The organism is Halomonas sp. PGE1 (assembly GCF_013000985.1).
GTDB classification, from domain to species: Bacteria; Pseudomonadota; Gammaproteobacteria; order Pseudomonadales; family Halomonadaceae; genus Halomonas; species Halomonas alkalicola.
This window is the reverse complement of record NZ_CP053032.1, coordinates 2,578,110-2,595,909: the sequence shown is the minus strand read 5'-3', so window position 1 is coordinate 2,595,909 and position 17,800 is coordinate 2,578,110. Positions and strand designations below refer to the sequence as shown.

The 17,800-nt window shown below is 68.5% G+C and carries 15 protein-coding genes; 11 read left to right on the top strand and 4 right to left on the bottom strand.

Features of this window, described 5'->3' with window-relative positions:
• Positions 1-14: 14 nt before the first annotated feature.
• The 4 genes from pilB to HIR79_RS12255 form a co-directional block, all read right to left on the bottom strand.
• Entirely contained in the window at positions 15-1,814 is a 1,800-nt protein-coding gene (pilB, locus tag HIR79_RS12270) for a type IV-A pilus assembly ATPase PilB (protein ID WP_169958582.1), read from the bottom strand.
• Positions 1,815-1,906: 92 nt separating this feature from the next.
• On the bottom strand, positions 1,907-2,128 hold the full coding sequence (locus tag HIR79_RS12265; RefSeq protein ID WP_169958581.1) for a HepT-like ribonuclease domain-containing protein: 222 nt from the start codon (positions 2,126-2,128) through the stop codon (positions 1,907-1,909).
• Complete coding sequence (gene mntA / locus HIR79_RS12260; protein ID WP_169958580.1) at positions 2,118-2,543, bottom strand: type VII toxin-antitoxin system MntA family adenylyltransferase antitoxin; 426 nt, start codon at positions 2,541-2,543, stop codon at positions 2,118-2,120. The genes HIR79_RS12265 and mntA overlap by 11 nt, the downstream gene beginning before the upstream one ends.
• A 110-nt stretch (positions 2,544-2,653) precedes the next feature.
• Complete coding sequence (locus tag HIR79_RS12255; protein WP_169958579.1) at positions 2,654-2,800, bottom strand: hypothetical protein; 147 nt, start codon at positions 2,798-2,800, stop codon at positions 2,654-2,656.
• Positions 2,801-3,128: 328 nt separating this feature from the next.
• Between HIR79_RS12255 and HIR79_RS12250 the strand changes: the two genes are divergently transcribed.
• The 11 genes from HIR79_RS12250 to HIR79_RS12200 all read left to right on the top strand — a co-directional run bounded on the left by HIR79_RS12250 (position 3,129) and on the right by HIR79_RS12200 (position 17,524).
• Positions 3,129-4,571 carry an MBL fold metallo-hydrolase RNA specificity domain-containing protein gene (locus HIR79_RS12250; protein ID WP_169958578.1) on the top strand — a complete coding sequence of 481 codons (1,443 nt, stop codon included), beginning with the start codon at positions 3,129-3,131 and terminating at the stop codon, positions 4,569-4,571.
• Between the two features lie 11 nt (positions 4,572-4,582).
• Positions 4,583-5,014, top strand: coding sequence for a low molecular weight protein-tyrosine-phosphatase (locus HIR79_RS12245; RefSeq protein ID WP_169958577.1), 432 nt, complete (start codon positions 4,583-4,585; stop codon positions 5,012-5,014).
• A gap of 184 nt (positions 5,015-5,198) precedes the next feature.
• The gene (locus tag HIR79_RS12240; RefSeq protein ID WP_169958576.1) at positions 5,199-6,419 is read left to right on the top strand and encodes an RNA-guided endonuclease InsQ/TnpB family protein; all 1,221 of its coding nucleotides are present in this window, start codon (positions 5,199-5,201) and stop codon (positions 6,417-6,419) included.
• A gap of 117 nt (positions 6,420-6,536) precedes the next feature.
• Positions 6,537-6,791, top strand: a complete 255-nt coding sequence (locus HIR79_RS12235) for a type II toxin-antitoxin system Phd/YefM family antitoxin (RefSeq protein WP_169958575.1) — start codon at positions 6,537-6,539, stop codon at positions 6,789-6,791.
• Positions 6,788-7,042 carry a Txe/YoeB family addiction module toxin gene (locus tag HIR79_RS12230; protein WP_169958574.1) on the top strand — a complete coding sequence of 85 codons (255 nt, stop codon included), beginning with the start codon at positions 6,788-6,790 and terminating at the stop codon, positions 7,040-7,042. The genes HIR79_RS12235 and HIR79_RS12230 overlap by 4 nt, the downstream gene beginning before the upstream one ends.
• A gap of 91 nt (positions 7,043-7,133) precedes the next feature.
• Complete coding sequence (locus tag HIR79_RS12225) at positions 7,134-9,593, top strand: Lon protease family protein (RefSeq protein WP_249322139.1); 2,460 nt, start codon at positions 7,134-7,136, stop codon at positions 9,591-9,593.
• Complete coding sequence (locus HIR79_RS12220; protein WP_169958573.1) at positions 9,586-10,341, top strand: universal stress protein; 756 nt, start codon at positions 9,586-9,588, stop codon at positions 10,339-10,341. The genes HIR79_RS12225 and HIR79_RS12220 overlap by 8 nt, the downstream gene beginning before the upstream one ends.
• A gap of 760 nt (positions 10,342-11,101) precedes the next feature.
• Entirely contained in the window at positions 11,102-12,019 is a 918-nt protein-coding gene (locus HIR79_RS12215; protein WP_249322138.1) for an MATE family efflux transporter, read from the top strand.
• A 440-nt stretch (positions 12,020-12,459) separates the two neighbouring features.
• Positions 12,460-12,933 carry a DUF1289 domain-containing protein gene (locus HIR79_RS12210; protein ID WP_169958572.1) on the top strand — a complete coding sequence of 158 codons (474 nt, stop codon included), beginning with the start codon at positions 12,460-12,462 and terminating at the stop codon, positions 12,931-12,933.
• Complete coding sequence (locus tag HIR79_RS12205) at positions 12,924-13,568, top strand: MiaE family protein (protein WP_169958571.1); 645 nt, start codon at positions 12,924-12,926, stop codon at positions 13,566-13,568. Before HIR79_RS12210 ends, HIR79_RS12205 begins: the two co-directional genes overlap by 10 nt.
• 32 nt (positions 13,569-13,600) lie before the next feature.
• Positions 13,601-17,524 (top strand): ATP-binding protein, encoded by a 3,924-nt coding sequence (locus HIR79_RS12200; RefSeq protein WP_169959571.1) that lies wholly within the window; start codon positions 13,601-13,603, stop codon positions 17,522-17,524.
• Positions 17,525-17,800 lie beyond the last annotated feature (276 nt).

Genomic DNA, 17,800 nt, shown 5'->3' with positions numbered 1-17,800 from the left:
TGGCGGTCGACTCGCTAGTCTTTGGTCACCCTGTTGATCTCGGCCAGGCTGGTCACCCCCTGCATCGCCTTCATCAGGCCGCTTCTGCGCAAGTCCGGGTAACCCTCCTGGCGTGCCAGGTCGCTGAACTCCATGGAATTGCCATTCTTCATGATCAGCTGACTCATGGCGTGGCTGATCGGCACCACCTCGTAGATGCCCACCCGGCCCTTGAAGCCCTTCGTGCAGTGCTTGCAGCCCACCGGCTCGAAGAAGGTGGCCTGATTGATCTCCTCCTCCGTGAAGCCCTGGGCGGCCAGGGCCTCATGGGGCAGGTCCGCCGGCTGCTTGCAGTGCTTGCAGAGCTTGCGCGCCAGGCGCTGGGCGATGATCAGGCTCACGGAACTGGCGATATTGAACGGCGCCAGGCCCATGTTGGCCAGGCGGGTGAGGGTCTCCGCGGCGGAGTTGGTGTGCACCGTGGAGAGCACCAGGTGGCCGGTCTGGGAGGCCTTTACCGCGATCTCGGCGGTCTCCAGGTCGCGGATCTCGCCCACCATCACCACGTCCGGGTCCTGGCGCAGGAAGGCGCGCAGGGCGCTGGCGAAGTCCAGGCCGATCTTGGGGATCACGTTCACCTGGTTGACCCCGGGCACCTTGATCTCCACCGGGTCCTCGGCGGTGCAGATGTTGCGCTCCACCTCGTTGAGGATGTTGATGCCGGTGTAGAGGGTCACCGTCTTGCCGCTGCCGGTGGGCCCGGTCACCAGGATCATGCCCTGGGGCTGGTCCAGCACCGTCTCGTACATGGCGCGCTGCTCCGGCGTGAAGCCGAGCTGCTCGATGCCGAGCTGGGCCGAGGCGGGGTCGAGGATCCGCAGTACCACCTTCTCGCCATACACCGTGGGCAGCGAGTTGACGCGAAAGTCGATGGAGCGGGTCTTGGAGAGCCGGAGCTTGATGGCGCCGTCCTGGGGCAGGCGGCGCTCCGAGATATCGAGCCGCGACATCACCTTGAGGCGTGCGGCGATGCGCGCGCGCATGGCGAAGGGTGGGTGGGCCACGTCATGCAGCATGCCGTCGATGCGAAAGCGCACCCGGTAGCTGGTTTCATACGGCTCGAAGTGGATGTCCGAGGCGCCGCGGTGGATGGCGTCGAGCAGGATCTTGTTGACGAACTTGATGATCGGCGCGTCTTCGCTGGCCGCGCTCGCCGCGGCCTGCACGTCCACCTCGCCGCTCTCCTCTTCGCCGGCGAAGCCCAGCTCGCCGATGGCATCGTCGACCCCCTTGAGCTCATCGAGCATGCTCTTCTCACTGGAGGCGAGATAGCTCTCCAGCACCGGGCCGAGCTGGTCCACCGGGGCCAGCACCCCCTCTGGGGTCAGGCCGGTGGCGAACTGCAGCTCGTCGAGCAGGGCAAGCGTGGAGGGGAAGGGCACCGCCACGGTGAGCCGGTGGCCGCGCTGCACCAACGGCAGCACCTTGAGCTTGCGCAGGATCTTCTCGGGGAAGGCATCGGCGCGGGGTAATGTCTCGGGGCGGATGGCGTCGAGGTCCATCATCGGCAGGCCATACTCCCAGGCCGCCGAGAGGGTGGCCTGGCGGGCGGAGACGAGCCCGGTGTCGATCACGTGCTCCAGCAGTGACACCTCGCCCTCGCGGGCCTCTTCCTCGGCGCGCACCGCCGCGGCGTGGCTGATGCGCTCGTCCGCCACCAGGCGCCACGCCAGGCCGCGCAGCCCCGCGGTGGCATCAAGGCGGGTGCTCTCCAGGGCCGAGCCCTGTGAAGAGCCCGGGAGCGGGGCGCTCGGCGGGGTGCGATAGTCGTTCATGGGCGCTCGCTTGGCTTGCGTGGGCGGGTCGGCTTCATCTGGCCATTCTAGCCGCCCTCACCCCCAGCCGCCCAGCGCTGGACCACGCGCCTTCAACCTTTTGCTGGGCACATCTCATACTTACCGCAGGCACCCAGCAGGCCGCCGGTGAGTTTATTGATGATGGCGATCACGATGGGGATCTGCACCGCCTGATAATCATGGACGGCCACATTGCAAAAGCCTGTCATCTGCTTCATGGACGTGGCGAGTGAGGCCCTCGCCACGCAGCGCTCGATGCTCGCGGCCTTGTTGAGCAGAACGTCATCGGCCATGAACGCTGCCTCGCTCCTTGATGTCGGCGATCAGTGCCCGGCGCTGTATGGCCAGGTCCCAGTATTCACTCTGCACCATGAGTTCGAACTCGTCGCTATCGCTGCCGCGATGCCATAGCCGCTCCCCCGTCGTCACGACCTGGTGCTGAAACACGGTAGAGGCCCGGCGAAGATCGATCAGGTCGACCTCCTTGCCGAGCCTGTCGGCCAGGTCGCCACTCAGCTGCCAGCGCTGCTCGGGCGGCAGCGGCGAGGCCAGCAGCAGAGCAAGATCCACGTCGCTCTCCTCCGTCGCTTCCCCCGTGGCCTGGCTGCCGAACAGGTAGACCGCCTGCAGCGAGGGCAGTGTGGCTGCCAGGTAAGCCGTTACTGCTGGGAGGTCGCGTTGACTGAGTGTGCGTTGGGAGTCAGGCATGTCATGGACCGCAAAAGGTTCGAGAAGAACAGGGTACAACAGCGCCGCGGCATTTGCCGCGGCGCTGTTGTGTGGGGTTCATGGCAGCTGGGCGTGAGCCCGGCGGTCAATCAGGCGCCGGCCTTGGGCAGCCGGGCGATCGGCCGGCTCCAGATGGTGAGGAAGCGCTCGGTGTTGGTGCTGCGCGCCTTCTTTTCGGTGCGCTTGGCGCTGGGCAGGGGCTGGTCCCAGATGGTAGGGATGCGCTCGGTGGTCATGGGGAACCTCCTGGGTTTAATTTATGGAAAGTATTTCCAGATGCTGTTTTGCACACTATAGCTGCGACCAAGGTCGTAGACAAGTGTTTGTGGGAAATATTTCTGTAAATGACCTTCTTCCTGATCGCCCCGCAAAGCGTGGCTCCTACCAGTCGCAACAGCGTCGGTGGCAGTGGGATGACTCCTGGAGCTTGCGGCCACTGGTGGGAGATCGGCTCCGCCGGCGGTTCGACGCTTCGACGAATGGCGGCGAAGCCGCCCGGCGGGGTTGCCGAACGCCACAGCGGCTATAGTGATACGACCACCCTCGGCAGGGAGGCCGTGCGCCATGAGCACCTATCCACAGATCCTTCATCACGGCGGCGCCAGCGGGGTGACCGGCAGCTGCCATCGGCTGCAGATCGCCGAGGACCGCGCGCTGCTGGTCGACTGCGGGCTCTTCCAGGGCCAGGACGCCGACCGGCTCGACGGCTTCGAGCAGCTCCAGGTGCGCTTCCCGGTGGAGGATGTGCTGGCGCTGGTGGTCACCCACGTGCATATCGACCATATCGGCCGGCTGCCCTACCTGCTGGCGGCGGGGTGGCGGGGGCCGATCCTCTGCTCGCTGCCCTCCCGCCGGCTGCTGCCGCTGGTGATCGAGGACGCCCTGAAGATCGGCTTCACCCGCGACCGGGCGCTGATCGAGCGCTTCCTGGCCGAGGTGGAGGGGCGGCTGGTGGCGCTGGACTACGGCGACTGGCACACCCTGGTCGACGATGCCCGCCACCGGGTGCGCGTCAGGCTCAAGCGCGCCGGGCATATCCTCGGTTCCGCCTATGTGGAGGTGGACACTCTCGAGCGGGCCAGCGGCCGCGCCCACCGCACCCTCTTCTCCGGCGACCTGGGCGCCCCCCATGCGCCGCTGCTGCCGGCACCGAAGCCGCCCTGGCGCTGCGACACCCTGGTGCTGGAGAGCACCTACGGCGACCGCGAACACGAGGATCGCCGCCACCGGCGCGGCCGGCTCAAGGCCGCCATCGACCGGGCGCTGGCCAATGGCGGCAGCGTGGTGATCCCCGCCTTCAGCATCGGCCGCACCCAGGAGCTGCTCTACGAGTTGGAGACCCTGATCCACCAGGCGAAAAGCCCGCGCTGGCAGGCGCTGGAGATCATCGTCGATTCGCCCCTGGCGGCGCGCTTCACCGAGGTCTACCGCGAGCTCAAGCCGTGGTGGGACGCCGAGGCCCACCGCCGGCTGCGGGCGGGGCGCCACCCGCTCAGCTTCGAGAACCTTTATACCGTTAGCTCCCACGAGGAGCACGAGCGCACCCTGGCCTATCTCGCCGAGAGCGGCCGGCCGGCGGTGGTGATCGCCGCCAGCGGCATGGTCAGCGGCGGGCGGGTGGTCAACTACCTCAAGCGGATGCTCCCCGACGAGCGCCACTGCGTGCTCTTCACCGGCTACCAGGGCAGCGGCACCCCGGGGCGCGATATCCAGCGCTACGGGCCCCGCGGCGGCTGGGTGGAGCTCGACGGCGAGCGCATCGACATCCGCGCCCGGGTGGAGACGGTCTCCGGCTACTCGGCCCACGCCGACCGCCGCGACCTGCTCAACTTCGTGCGCCGCATGCGCGAACCGCCCCGGCATATCCGCCTGGTCCACGGCGAGGCCGATGCCCAGCGCGCCCTGCGCGACACCCTGCTGGCCTGGGCCCGGGAGTCCGGCCATCCCCTGGAGGTGACGCTGGGCAGCGAGTGCCCGGTTGCCGCCGTCGAGGGGGAGAGCGCCTGAAGGAGGGCGGCATGTTCCAGCGTATCCTGGTGGTGTGTACCGGCAATATCTGCCGCAGCCCGGTGGCGGCGGCGATGCTGCGGGCTCGCCTGCCGGGCCGGGAGGTGAGCTCCGCCGGCCTCGGGGCCCTGGTGGGGCACGGCGTGGAGCCCAGCGCCGCCCGCCTCGCCGAGGACGACGGCCTCATCGTCGCGGGGCATCAGGCCCGCCAGCTCAATGCCGAGTTGCTGGCCGAGGCCGACCTGGTGCTGGTGATGAGCGAGGGGCAGCGCCGCGCCGTGGCCGAGCTGGCCCCCGCCGCGCTCGGCAAGACCCTGCTGCTGGGGCACTGGCTGCCCGGGGCGCGGGAGATTTCGGACCCTTACCGCCAGTCCGAGGAGATGTTTGCTTTGGTGCACCAGCGCCTACGCGATGCCGTGGACGCCTGGGTGTCGCGGCTATGAGCCGAGGCGGAAGCCTGCGCCTGGCTGGCGCTGCTCTGGGTGCTGTACGGGAAAACCCTGAAGGTTGTCCCTCATCGCGTTGACCAAAAAGCGCGACAAGCCTCGGCACTTCAGGCCGAGGAAGGATAGCGCGGGCGCCGCAGGCGCCCTATACTACTGGATATAAATATAGCTTCGGGTCACTATGCAACGACTCCAAGCCTTCAAATACGAACTGATGCCCAACGGCGAGCAGGTGCGGAAAATGCGCCAGTTTGCCGGCATGGCACGGTACGTGTTCAACCGAGGGCTGGCGTTGCAAAAGGAGCGGTATGCAGCCGGTGAGAAGACGTTGGGGTATGCGGCCTTGTGCAAGCAGCTTACCGGCTGGCGTAACAGTGACGACACGCCATGGCTCAAGGATGGGCCGATCCACCCGCTCCAGCAGTCGTTGAAGGATCTCGATCGCGCCTATGCCAACTTCTTCGCCAAGCGGGCGGACTTCCCGCGCTTCAAGAGGAAGGGTCAGCGTGACAGCTTCCGCTACCCCGATCCCAAGCAGATCCGGCTCGACCAGGGCAATCGGCGGCTCTACCTGCCCAAGTTGGGTTGGCTACGTTTCCGCAAGAGCCGCGAGGTGCTGGGGACGGTCAAGAACGTCACCGTCAGCCAGTCGGCGGGGCGATGGTTCGTCTCGATCCAGACTGAGCGTGAGGTCGCGGTGCCGGCGCCGATTGGCGGGGCTGTGGGCATCGACATGGGCGTGGCGCGGTTCGCCACGCTCTCCGATGGCAGCTACCTGGAACCACTCAACAGCTTCAAGCAACACCAGACGGCACTGCGCAAGGCGCAGCAAGCCATGAGTCGCAAGGTCAAGTTCAGCAACAACTGGAAGAAGGCCAAGGCCCGCGTCCAGAAACTCCAGGCTCGCATCGCCAATGCCCGGCGTGATTTCCTGCACAAGGCTTCCGCCATGATCAGCCAAAACCACGCGCTCGTGGTGCTGGAAGACCTGCAGGTCGGCAATATGTCGCGCTCGGCCAGAGGCAGTATCGAGGAGCCAGGCCGCCATGTTCGCCAGAAATCCGGCCTCAACCGCTCGATCCTCGATCAGGGGTGGTACGAGTTCCGTCGCCAGCTCGACTACAAGCTGGCCTGGCGTGGGGCGCATCTGGTCGTTGTGCCACCGCACAACACCAGCCGCACCTGCCCCGAGTGCGGTCATGTCGCTGCGGAGAACCGGCGCAGCCAGGCCCGCTTTGCCTGTGTCGATTGTGGCTTCGAGGCCAATGCCGATCATATCGGCGCCATCAATGTATTAAGGGCGGGGCACGCCCGGCTAGCCTGTGAAGTGAGTGGTGCAGTAAGGCCGCCAGCAGCAGGAACCCACCGAAGCGATTCAGGGATGGCTCAATGCCGTGCCTGAGCGCCGTAGGAATCCCCTTCCTTTCCGCCGTTGGCGGCAGCTGCCTAAGCAGCTGAGGGAGGGGAGGACGTCAAGTACAGAAATGAGTACAATGAAGGTCGTTACAGGAGGTCCATCATGGATACCGTCACCTATACCCATTTCCGCAGTCACCTGGCCCAGGTGCTCGACCGTGTCAACGATGATCATGTGCCGGTGCTGATCACGCGCCAGAATGGCAAGCCGGCCATTGTGATGTCGGTCGAGGACTTCAAGTCCTACGAGGAAACCGCCTACCTGATGGCCAGTCCCGAGAATGCCCGCCGCCTCAACGACGCCATCGCCGAGGTCGAACGCGGAGAGGGAGGCGAGCACGGACTCATCGACCCATGATGCTGACGTGGGCGACACCTGCCTGGGAGGACTATCTCTACTGGCAGGGGCGCGACAAGAAGACACTCAAACGCATCAATACCCTGATCAAGGATATCCAGCGCCAGCCCTTCGACGGCCTGGGTGACCCCGAGCCCCTCAGGCATCAGTGGTCGGGTTACTGGTCGCGTCGAGTCGATCGCGAGCACCGCCTGGTCTACAAGGTCACCGACAGCGCCATCGTGATCGTGCAGTGCCGCTACCACTATTGAGCCTGGCCCCCTCGACCGCCGCCCCTATATGCGTCATCTTTGAAGCAAGCGAACTAATTTGCAGAATGCGAACCAAGGCAGGCGGGATGAGATGCCGCGCACGTACAGGGAGAGGGTGATGGTCGAGGCGCTGACGGTTTCCGAGGTCTACCGGGCCTGCCCGGAGGAGGCCTTTTCCTTCGAGGTGACCAGTGAGCTGGAGTCGCTGGACCTGCTGAGCGGCCACGACCGCGCGCGGGAGGCGCTGGACTTCGGCACCGCGATCAGAAGCGATGGCTTCAATCTCTTCGTGCTCGGCCAGCCGGGCCACGGCATGCACAGCCTGGTGGGGCACTTCCTGGAGGAGCGCTCCCGGGACGAAGCGCCGCCGCCGGACTGGGGCTACGTCTACAACTTCGACGACCCCTCGGTGCCGCTCTACCTGCAGCTGCCGCCGGGGCTGGGCCGCCAGCTGCGCCGCGACATCGAGGCGCTGGTGGACGAGCTGCGCGGGGCGATCCCGGCGGTGTTCGAGAGCGAGGAGTACCAGAACCGCCTGCAGGAGCTGAAGCAGGCCATGGGCGAGCGCCAGCGCGATGCCATCGAGGCGGTGCGCCGCGAATCTCGAGAGCAGGGGGTGCTGCTGCTCTCCACCCCCAACGGCTTCACCTTCGCCCCGGCGGGCGACGACGACAAGATGATGTCGCCGGAGGAATACGAGAAGCTGCCGAAGGAGGAGCGCGAGCGCATCGAGCACACGGTGGAGATCCTGCAGCGCAAGCTGACCCAGGCGATCCGCCGCATGCCGAAGCTCGCCAAGGAGCTGCGCGACCAGATCGTGGGTCTCAACGAGGAGGTGTTGCAGACCGCCATCGGCGCGCCCCTGGCGGAGCTCGAGGAGCGCTACGCCGACGAGGAGGGGGTGATCGCCCACCTCGCCGCCATCCGCGAGGCGATCGTCCAGCACGTCGACTCTTTCATCGCCGACGACGCCGATATTCCCCCCGAGGCGGTGTTCAGCCGCTTCCACCTCAACCTGCTGGTGGACAACGCCGACACCGAGGGCGCCCCGGTAATCTATCAGGACCTGCCGGGCCACCAGCATCTGGTGGGGCGCATCGAGCACCACGTGCACAACGGCACCCTGCTCACCGACTTCTCGCTGATCCGCGCCGGGGCCCTGCACCGCGCCAATGGCGGCTACCTGGTGCTGGACGTGCGCGGCGTGCTCACCCAGCCTGGCGCCTGGGAGACCCTCAAGCGGGTGCTGCGCGCGGGGGAGATCCGCACCGAATCCCTGGAGCAGGCCTACGGCCTGATCAGCACCGTGAGCCTGGAGCCCCAGCCGATTCCGCTGGACGTGAAGATCGTGCTGCTGGGCGAGCGGCTGCTCTATTACCTGCTGTGCGAGCACGACCCGGAGTTCCTGGAGCTGTTCAAGGTGCAGGTGGACCTCGAGGACGAGCTGCCGCGCAGCGAGGCCAACCTGGCTCTCTACGCCCATATGGTGGCGACCCTGGCCCGGGAGGCAGCGCTGCGCCCGCTGGACCGCAGCGGGGTGGCGGCCACCATCGAGCGCGCCAGCCGGCTGGCCGACGACCAGCAGCGCCTCACCGCCCGCCACCGCGACCTGAGCGACCTGCTCCAGGAGGCCGACCACTGGGCGGCCATGGAGGATGCCACGGTGATCACCCGCGCCCACGTGGAGAAGGCGGTGGCCCAGCAGCTCTACCGCGCCGGGCGCATCCGCGAGCGCAGTCTCGAGCAGATCAACCGCGGCACGGTGATGATTGCCACCGAGGGCCAGGCCGTGGGGCAGGTCAACGGCCTCTCGGTGCTGGCCCTGGGCGACTTCGCCTTCGGCCAGCCGACTCGGATTACCGCAACGGCCAGGCCCGGCGCCGGCCAGGTGGTGGATATCGAACGCGAGGCGCGCCTGGGCGGGCGCATCCACACCAAGGCGGTGATGATCCTGTCGCGCTTCCTGGCCGGGCGCTACGCCCCGGATGCGCCGCTGTCGCTATCGGCGAGCCTCGCCTTCGAGCAGTCCTACGGCGGTATCGAGGGCGACAGCGCCTCGGTGGCGGAGGTGTGCGCGCTGGTCTCGGCCATCGCCCGGGTGGCACTCGACCAGCGCTTTGCCGTTACCGGCTCCATCAACCAGCACGGCGAGGTGCAGGCGGTGGGCGGGGTCAACGAGAAGATCGAGGGCTTCTTCGACGTCTGCCGCGCCCGGGGCGAGCTCGGCGGCCAGGCGGTGATCCTGCCGGCCAGCAACGTCGAGCACCTGATGCTCAAGGCCGAGGTGCGCGAGGCCATGGCCGCGGGGAGCTTCCGCATCTTCGCGGTGCGCCACGTGGACGAGGCACTCGCGCTGCTCACCGGCGAGGCGCCCGGCGAGCCCGACGAGGGCGGCCGATTCCCCGAGCAGAGCGTCAACGGCCGGGTGCAGGCGCGCCTGGCAGCCTTCGCCGATGCCATCAAGGCCGCCCGCGGGGCTGACGAAAAGGACCAGGCAAGGGTCGATGAGAATGCCGGCGACCATAAAGGGGAGGGCATCGGCGATGAGTGAGCCAAGCCAGGCGATGCGCGTGGTGGCGCTGCTGGACGACTCCCGTCAGAGCCAGGCGGCGCTGGCCGCCGCGGTGGCCCTGGCCGATGAGGTCAGCGCCGAGCTGGTAGCGCTGTTCATCGAGGACCTTGACCTGCTGAGCTGCGCGGCCTTCCCCTTCTCCTGCGAGGTGGGGGCCAGCACCGGGCTCTCACGCCCGCTCCAGAGTGAGGCGCTGGAGGCGAGCCTGGCCCGCCAGCTGCAGCGCATCACTCGGGCCCTGGAGCAGGCGGTGGCGGGGCGCGAGCTGCGCCACCGTCTGCAGGTGAGCCGCGGCCAGGTGGTCAGTGAGGCCCTGGCCGCGGCCGCGCCCTGCGACGTGCTGGTGCTCGGCAAGGCAGGGCTATCCTCGCGCTGGGGCTGGAGCTCGCGGCTTGGCTCCACCAGCCGCCGTCTGGTGCTGGAGGCCCCCTGCACGGTGATCATCTGGGACGAGCGCCACCCGCCGTCGCCCGGCCCGCTGCGCACCCTGCGCGGTGAGGCCCCGACCCTGCCCTGGGGCGAGACCCTGGCCGAGGCCTCGCGCAGCCACCCGCTGTTTCGCGGCCGCGAGGAGCTCGCCCCCATGGCGGCCCCCGAGCTCGAACGCTTCCTCGCCCGCGCCCGCAGCGGCGCCCTGGTGATAAGCCGCCAGACCCTCACCCGCCTCTTCGCGGAGGACCCCGAGGTCCTAGCTCGCATCCCCATCCCGGTGGTGGTGGTGCCCTAGGCGGCTACGCCGCCATTCGCCGAGGCGTCGAACCGCGGGCGGAGCCCATCTCCCACCAGTTGCCCCAGGCCACAGAAGTCATCCCACTGCCACCGAGGCTGTTGCTACTGGTGGTTATCAAGTTTCCACCGAGGCTGTTCCTTCTGGTAGTCATCCAGCTACCACAGAGGCTGTTGCTACTGGTGGGAGCCACGCTTTGCGGGGCGAATGTTGAAGCCCCGGCACAGGCCAGTAACACCGTCGGGCGGCTACGCCGCCATTCGCCGGGCGAAGCCCATCTCCCACCAGTTGCCCCAGGCCACAGAAGTCATCCCACTGCCACCGAGGCTGTTGCTACTGATGGTTATCAAGTTTCCACCGAGGCTATTCCTTCTGGTAGTCATCCAGCTACCACAGAGGCTGTTGCTACTGGTGGGAGCCACGCTTTGCGGGGCGAATGGGCGGAGGCCACAGCAACGGCGGGCAGCACCGCCGGGCGCCTGCGGCGCCATTCGCCGGGCGGAGCCCATCTCCCACCAGTAGTTCCAAGCCTTGGAGGCCAGTAACACCGCCGGGCGCCTGCGGCGCCATTCGCCGGGCGAAGCCCATCTCCCACCAGTAGTTTCAAGCCTTGGAGGCCAGTAACACCGCCGGGCGAAGCCCATCTCCCACCAGTAGCTCCAAGCCTTGGAGGCCAGTAACACCGCCGGTCCCGGGCGCGATTTCAACTCGCCGTCGAAACCGGGCACAATCCGCTGCTTGTTCCTCGTCGAGAGCACGCATGTCCTCGCCTTCTGTTTCAGGCTCCGCTTCCCCCTCGGTTTCCCGCCGCCCGATGCGCCGGGAGCTGCTCGAGGGGCCGATCGCCACGACCCTGCTGCGCAAGACCCTGCCGGTCATCGGCGGCATGATCGCCATGATGAGCTTCAACCTGGTGGATACCTGGTTCATCGCCCGGCTCGGCACCGAGCCGCTGGCGGCGGTCTCCTTCACCTTCCCGGTGGTGTTCACGGTGATCAGCCTGGCCATCGGGCTTGGCATCGGTACCTCGGCGGTGGTGGCCCGCCGGCTGGGGCAGGGCGACCATGAGGCGGTGCGGCGCCGCGCCACCGATGCGGCCCTGCTGGCGCTGGCGGTGGGGCTAGCCATGACTCTGCTGGGCCTGGCCACCATGGAGCCGCTGTTTCGGCTGCTGGGCGCCGACGAGGCGCTGATGCCGCACATTCGCGACTACATGGGCATCTGGTACCTGGGGGCGGCGGCGGTGGTGGTGCCGCGGGTGCTCAACAGCATCCTGCGCGCCCACGGCAATACCGTCACCCAAGGGCTGATGATGGCGCTGGCCGCCGGGGTCAACGTGCTGCTCGACTGGTGGCTGATCTTCGGCGTCGGGCCCTTCCCGGCCATGGGGGTCTCCGGGGCGGCGCTGGCCACCGTACTGAGCTGGGGGCTAATGGCCGTGGCGCTGGCGTTCCAGCGCGAGCTGCGCGGCCTGATCGACCTGGCCGGGCTCACGCTCTGCGGGGCGAATGTTGTGGCCTCGGCACAGGCCAGCTACACCGCTGGGCGCCTGCGGCGCCATTCGCCGGGCGGAGCCCATCTCCCACCAGTAGCTCCAAGCCTTGGAGGTCAGGTTAACCACCGAGGCTGTAGCGACTGTTGGTTATCCAGTTCCCACCGAAGCTGTTGCTTCTGGTAGGCACCCAGCTACCACCGAGGCTATTGCTACTGGTGGGAGCCACGCTCTGCGGGGCGAATGTTGTGGCCTCGGCACAGGCCAGCTACACCGCTGGGCGCCTACGGCGCCATTCGCCGGGCGGAGCCCATCTCCCACCAGTAGCTCCAAGCCTTGGAGGTCAGGTTAACCACCGAGGCTGTAGCGACTGTTGGTTATCCAGTTCCCACCGAAGCTGTTGCTTCTGGTAGGCACCCAGCTACCACCGAGGCTATTGCTACTGGTGGGAGCCACGCTCTGCGGGGCGAAGGCGGAGGCCACAGCAACATCGGGCAACACCACCGGGCGGCTGTTTCAAACACTCATTTCGCGTTACTATCTCGTCCGACTATCAACGCTGCATTCAACGAGAGGGACGGCGGTGGGATGGCAGAGCTTGGGAGCACGACCTTGAGAGAACGAGCGTGAGCGCCATCGCGTCGCCCTGCGTGGGGCTCTGTTCCACCACCCTGGGGGATCGCACCTGCCGCGGCTGCCAGCGCAGCGATGCGGAGATCCGCGACTGGTTCGCCCTGGCGGGCAATGAGCGCACCGCCCGCATGGCCGAGCTCGATGCCCTGCGCGAGGCCGTGGCCGGCCGCTACCTGCGCCTGGTGGACGCCGCCGCCCTGGAGGCTCAGCTCAAGCGCCACCGCATCCGCTTCCGGGCGGATCAGCCGGGGCTGTCGCGGGCGGTGGAGCTTCTACGGGTCGGCCGCGAGCGGATCCAGGAGCTCCCCCGCTATGGCCTCGCGCCGACCGGGCCGGGCGAGGGCCTTCCCGTCGCCGAGCTCCACGCGCGCCTGGCCGCCGAGCTTAACGAGGCCGCCGAGGCCCGCCGCCTTTCTTCTTTACCTGATTTACCTGACTGTTCCGCCGAGAGCCCTTCATGTCCGTGACCCTGCCCGAGCCCGTCCGCGCCAGCGCCGACGATCTGCTGTCCGCTGAGCTGCTCGACTTCCTGCGCTGCCGCACCCCGGATGCCTGGGTGGCCTGGGCGCTGGAGAACCCCGAGCTCTTGCTGATCGACCACGCCCAGTGCGAGAAGAAGGCCGCCTCCACGGCCATGAGCCTGCTCTACCGCTACGTGGACCAGCCGCTGCTGCTCACCAAGATGAGCCAGCTGGCCCGGGAAGAGCTGTTGCACTTCGAGCAGGTGGTGACCCTGATGGAGAGCCGCGGCATTTCCTACCGGCATATCTCGGCTTCGCGCTATGCCGAGGGGCTGCGCCGCCACGTGCGAGCGGAGGAGCCGAACCGGCTGGTGGACATCCTGATCATCGGCGCCTTCATCGAGGCGCGCAGCTGCGAGCGCTTCGCGCGGCTGATCCCCCACCTGGACCCCGAGCTTGCCAAGTTCTATCGCACTCTGGTTAAGTCGGAAGGGCGCCACTACGAGGACTACCTGATGCTGGCCCGCCACCTGGCCGCCTCACCCATCGAGTCCCGAGTCGAGTTCTTCGCCGACCGCGAAGCCGAGCTGGTGCAGACGCCCGACACGGCGTTCCGTTTTCACAGCGGCGTACCGGCCTGAGGCCGCCGCCCGAGACAGGCAGGACCGACATGATGCGGGATGCTTCCGACGCCACCGATACCCCACAAGCGGATCGGCTGGCTCTCTTCGGCCACTTTTCGCTGACCCTGGGCGATGACGCCCTGACCCAGTTCAGCTACGACAAGGTCAAGGCGCTGCTGGTCTACCTGCTGCTGCACAGCCAGCCGGTGAGCCGTGCCACCCTGGCGGAGCTGCTGTGGCCCGACCAGGGGCTCTCCTCCGGGCGCACCAACCTGCGCCATGCGCTGCACTGCCTGCGCCAGTCGCTGGGAGAGCACGCCGACGAGGTGCTCGCCGTCTCGCGTCAGACCATCGCCTTCCGCCTGCCTGCCCGCTGGCAGTTCGATCTTCACGAGGTGCAGCGCCGCCTCGACGGCGAACGCGACCTGCCAACCCTGGCCGCGCTGCTCGATCACTACCAGGGCGATCTTGCCGAGGAGCTGCAGCTCAACAACTGCGGCGACTTCCAGCGCTGGCTGGTGCAGGTGCGCAACGACTGGCGCCAGCGGGTGATCCGCTTCGCCGAGTCGGTGCTCGAGCAGCACGACAGCGTGCCCGACCGCCTGCTGGTCGATCTGGTCAACCGCTTCTCGGGTTACGGCCCCTTCCACGAGAAGCTGGTGCGCCAGCTCGCCGAGCAGGGCCAGCTGGCCGCCGCGCACGAGCAGTACAATGCCTACCTGCAGCTGCTGGCGCTCTCCGGCCAGCAGCCCGAGCCCGCCTTCCTGCAGCTGGCCCGCTACTGGTCCGACTCCCACGCCGACGTGGCCGCCGCCGGCGGGCTCGGCTTCGCCCGCACCCTGGCGCCGGACAGCGCGCCGCTGCGCGAGGAGGAGATCGAGCAGCGCCAGCTCTCGGTGATGGCCATTCGCCTGCGCCTGAAGGGCGACCTCTCCAGCCGCCCGGCCAGCCGCGACTGCCTGATGTTGCAGGTCGAGCTGCTGCGCTGGCTGGAGGAGCAGTGCCACCACCTGGGCGGCTTCTGGCTGCCCGGCGCCACCGGCGGCCTGGGCCTCGCCTGCTTCGGCACCCATGGCCCGGCCCATCAGCTCGCCGAGCTGGTGGCGCTCTACGAACATTGCCGACGCATGCTCCCCGAGGAGAGCCGCCGCCACTGGAGCGGCGAGGGCGAACCGCCCCGGGTGGAGCTCGCCGCCGGCCTCAACAGCGGGCGGGTGATCTACCTGCCGGAGCGCGGCCTGGTCGACCCGCTGGGCCAGGTGACCCAGGGCTCGCTCGAGCTGATGGCCGCCGCCGAGGGCAGCGAGCTGGTCATCTCCCAGGAGGCGAGCCAGCACATGCCGCCGGCGCTGGACCTGCAGCCGCGCTTGAGTTCCCGCCTGGTGGCCAGCGACGGCCGGGTGCGCCTGCGCGCGCTGGTGCTGGGTGCGAATGAGGGCGGCCGCGAGGCGCTGCCGCCCAGCCTGGTGGGTCGCGAGACCCAGCTGCGCACCCTGCGCGACGCCCTGGCCCGGGCCGGCATCGGCCTGCGCCAGAGCCTGCTGGTGCGCGGCCCCTCCGGCATGGGCAAGTCGGCGCTGATGGTCGGCTTCCGCCAACTCGAGCAGAGCCGCGACGCCGCCATCTGCTGGCAGCCCACCACCCGGCTCTCGGTGCAGGAGCCCTACGGCGTGGCGCGTCAGCTGCTGCGCTGGCGGCTGAATGGCCCGATTACCCCCGAGGCGCTGGCCGAGCTGCGCGAGACCCTCGGGCTTGCCGAGCTCGACGAGCCCCGCCAGCAGCTGCTGGAGGAGGCCCTGGGCGCCCGGGAGCCCCGCGAGGTGGCCCTGCTCACTCAGAGCGGCGAGGCGGTGGAGCTGGTGGTGGGGCTGCTGCAGCGGCTGGTCACGGCCTTTGCCGCCGAGCGCACCCTGGTGCTGATGATCGACGACCTGCAGTGGCTCGACGAGCCCAGCTTCAAGCTGCTGGCCGGCCTGCAGGCGCGCCTGCCGATCAACTGCGCCTTCATGCTGGTGGCCAGCCACCACGGCCGCGAGGCGCTGCCGGCGCGGCTGCACTGGGACCAGCAGATCACCCTGGGCCGGCTCGACGCCATGCAGTCCTCGCGGCTGCTCTCCCAGCTCGCCCGGCGCTACCGCATCCACCTGAGCCCGCGCCTGCGCGGGCAGATCATCGAGCGCTGCGACGGCGTGCCGCTCTACCTGCAGGAGATCTGCCGGCGGGTCGACATGGACCGCCGCGAGGGTCGCAGCGTGCACCTGGACGAGCTGCCCCACGGCCTGCTCGGCCTGCTCGGCAGCCGCATCGACCAGCTCGACGCCGACCGCGAGGTGGCCCACGCCGCCGCGGTGCTGGGCCGGCGCTTCCGCTTCGATTTCCTGGCCGAGTGCAGCGGCTGGGAGAAGCTGCGCCTCGGCCAGGCCCTCGAGCAGATGCGCCGCCTGGAGATCATCGAGCCGGTGGAGGGCGACGACGACGGCCGCGAATACCAGTTCACCCACCAGCTGCTGCAGGAGGCCGCCTACCTCTCCTGCCCGCGAGACGTTCGCACCGCGATCCACCGCCAGGTGGTCGAGCTGATCGAGGAGCGCTTCCCGATGTGGATCAGCCGCCACCCGGGGGATTTCGCCACCCACCTGCGGCGCAGCGGCCACTACGCACGGGGTGCGCGCTACTACGAGCTGGCCGCCCGCGAGGCGCTCAAGGTGAGCGCCAACCGCACCGCGCTGAAGATGGCCGATCTCGGCCTGGTCTGCCTGCGTCAGGTGGAGGCCCGCCTCGAGCGCGAGGTGAGCCTGCTGACCGTGCGCGGCCAGGCCGCCTTCGCCCTGGAGGGCCACGGTTCGCCCACCGCCCACGAGAGCTTCGTGCGCGCCCGCGACCTGCTGCGGCAGGTCAAGGAGCGGGGCGGGGAGGAGGGCGAGCCCGCCGACCTGGAGCAGGCCTTCCTGGTCAAGTGGGGCCTGTGGGTGGGGTGCAGCCAGCGCCACGCCCACGCCGACGCCTTCCACCTCGCCTCGAAGCTCGCCGGCCTCGCCGAGCGCATGGAGGACCCGCGCTACCGCCGCCTGGCCGAGTACGCCCGGGCCAGCTGCGAGTACTGGGCCGGGCGCATCCAGCGCGCCTATGACCACCTGGAGGAGATCAACCCCCTCGAATCACCGATGATGATCGAGTGGCTGCCCTTCTCCGACCATCCCCAGGTGGCCGCCGCCTGCTTCCAGGGCTGGGCGCTCTGCCTGCGCGGCGACTACCGCCGCGCCGAGACCCAGGTGGAATCCGCCATTCGCCTGGCCGAGAAGATCGGTCACCCCGGCAGCCTGGCCATGGCGCTGATGTACGCCGCCTCCCTCTATCGTCAGCTGGGCCATGTGCATCTCGCCGCCACCCGCGCCGAGCGGGCCTATGAGGTCACCGGCAGCCAGGACCTGCACCTGTGGCAGATGTCCGCCCGCGGCGTGATGGGCTGGCAACGCGCCATGGCCGGCGACCGCGAAGGGCTGGCCCAGGTGGAGCAGGCCCAGGAGGAGCTGATCGAGCTCACCGGCCGCGACCCCTACAGCCGCCCCTCGCTGTGGTACGTCGACGCCTGCGTCGCGCTGGGGGAGTTCGGCCGCGCCGAGGACTACCTGGACCAGGCGCTGCTGCTCGCCCGGGAGAAGACCACGCTCTTCGTGCCCGAGCTCGCCGTGCACCTGGCCCGGGTGCGCCACCGCCTCGGCCACCCGCGGGAGGAGATCATCGCGCTGATCGAGCTCGCCCAGCAGCAGGCCCGTGAGGACGGCAACCTGCACCAGCAGATCAACGGCCTGGAGCTGTGGCTCACCCTGATCGACCCCGCCGACGACAAGGCCCGCCAGGAGCTGCGCCGCCTGCTCGCCGAGGTCAACCACTCCGACGCCCCGATCATCGCTCGCTGGAGAAGCCTGCTTGACCGCGCCCTGCCACACCCCGCCAACGCCGACGCCCTGTAGGGCGTCGTGGGTGGGGTAGGGGGGTGGGGTTCTGTACAAGCGTAGATGAGCGATTCTTGGTGCCACCAAGGCTTGCAACTACTGGTAGGAGCCAGGCTCCGCCGGGCGAATGGCGGCGCAGCCGCCCAGCGGTGCCGAGGGCGCATGGCGCTGCCACCCAGGCTCACAGCTACTGTTAGGAGCCAGGCTCCGCCGGGCGAATGGAGGCCGAAGGCCTCCCCAGTACGCCACCGTACCTATCACCCAAACAGTCAAAATTTGTAAGAGAGGTAGAGC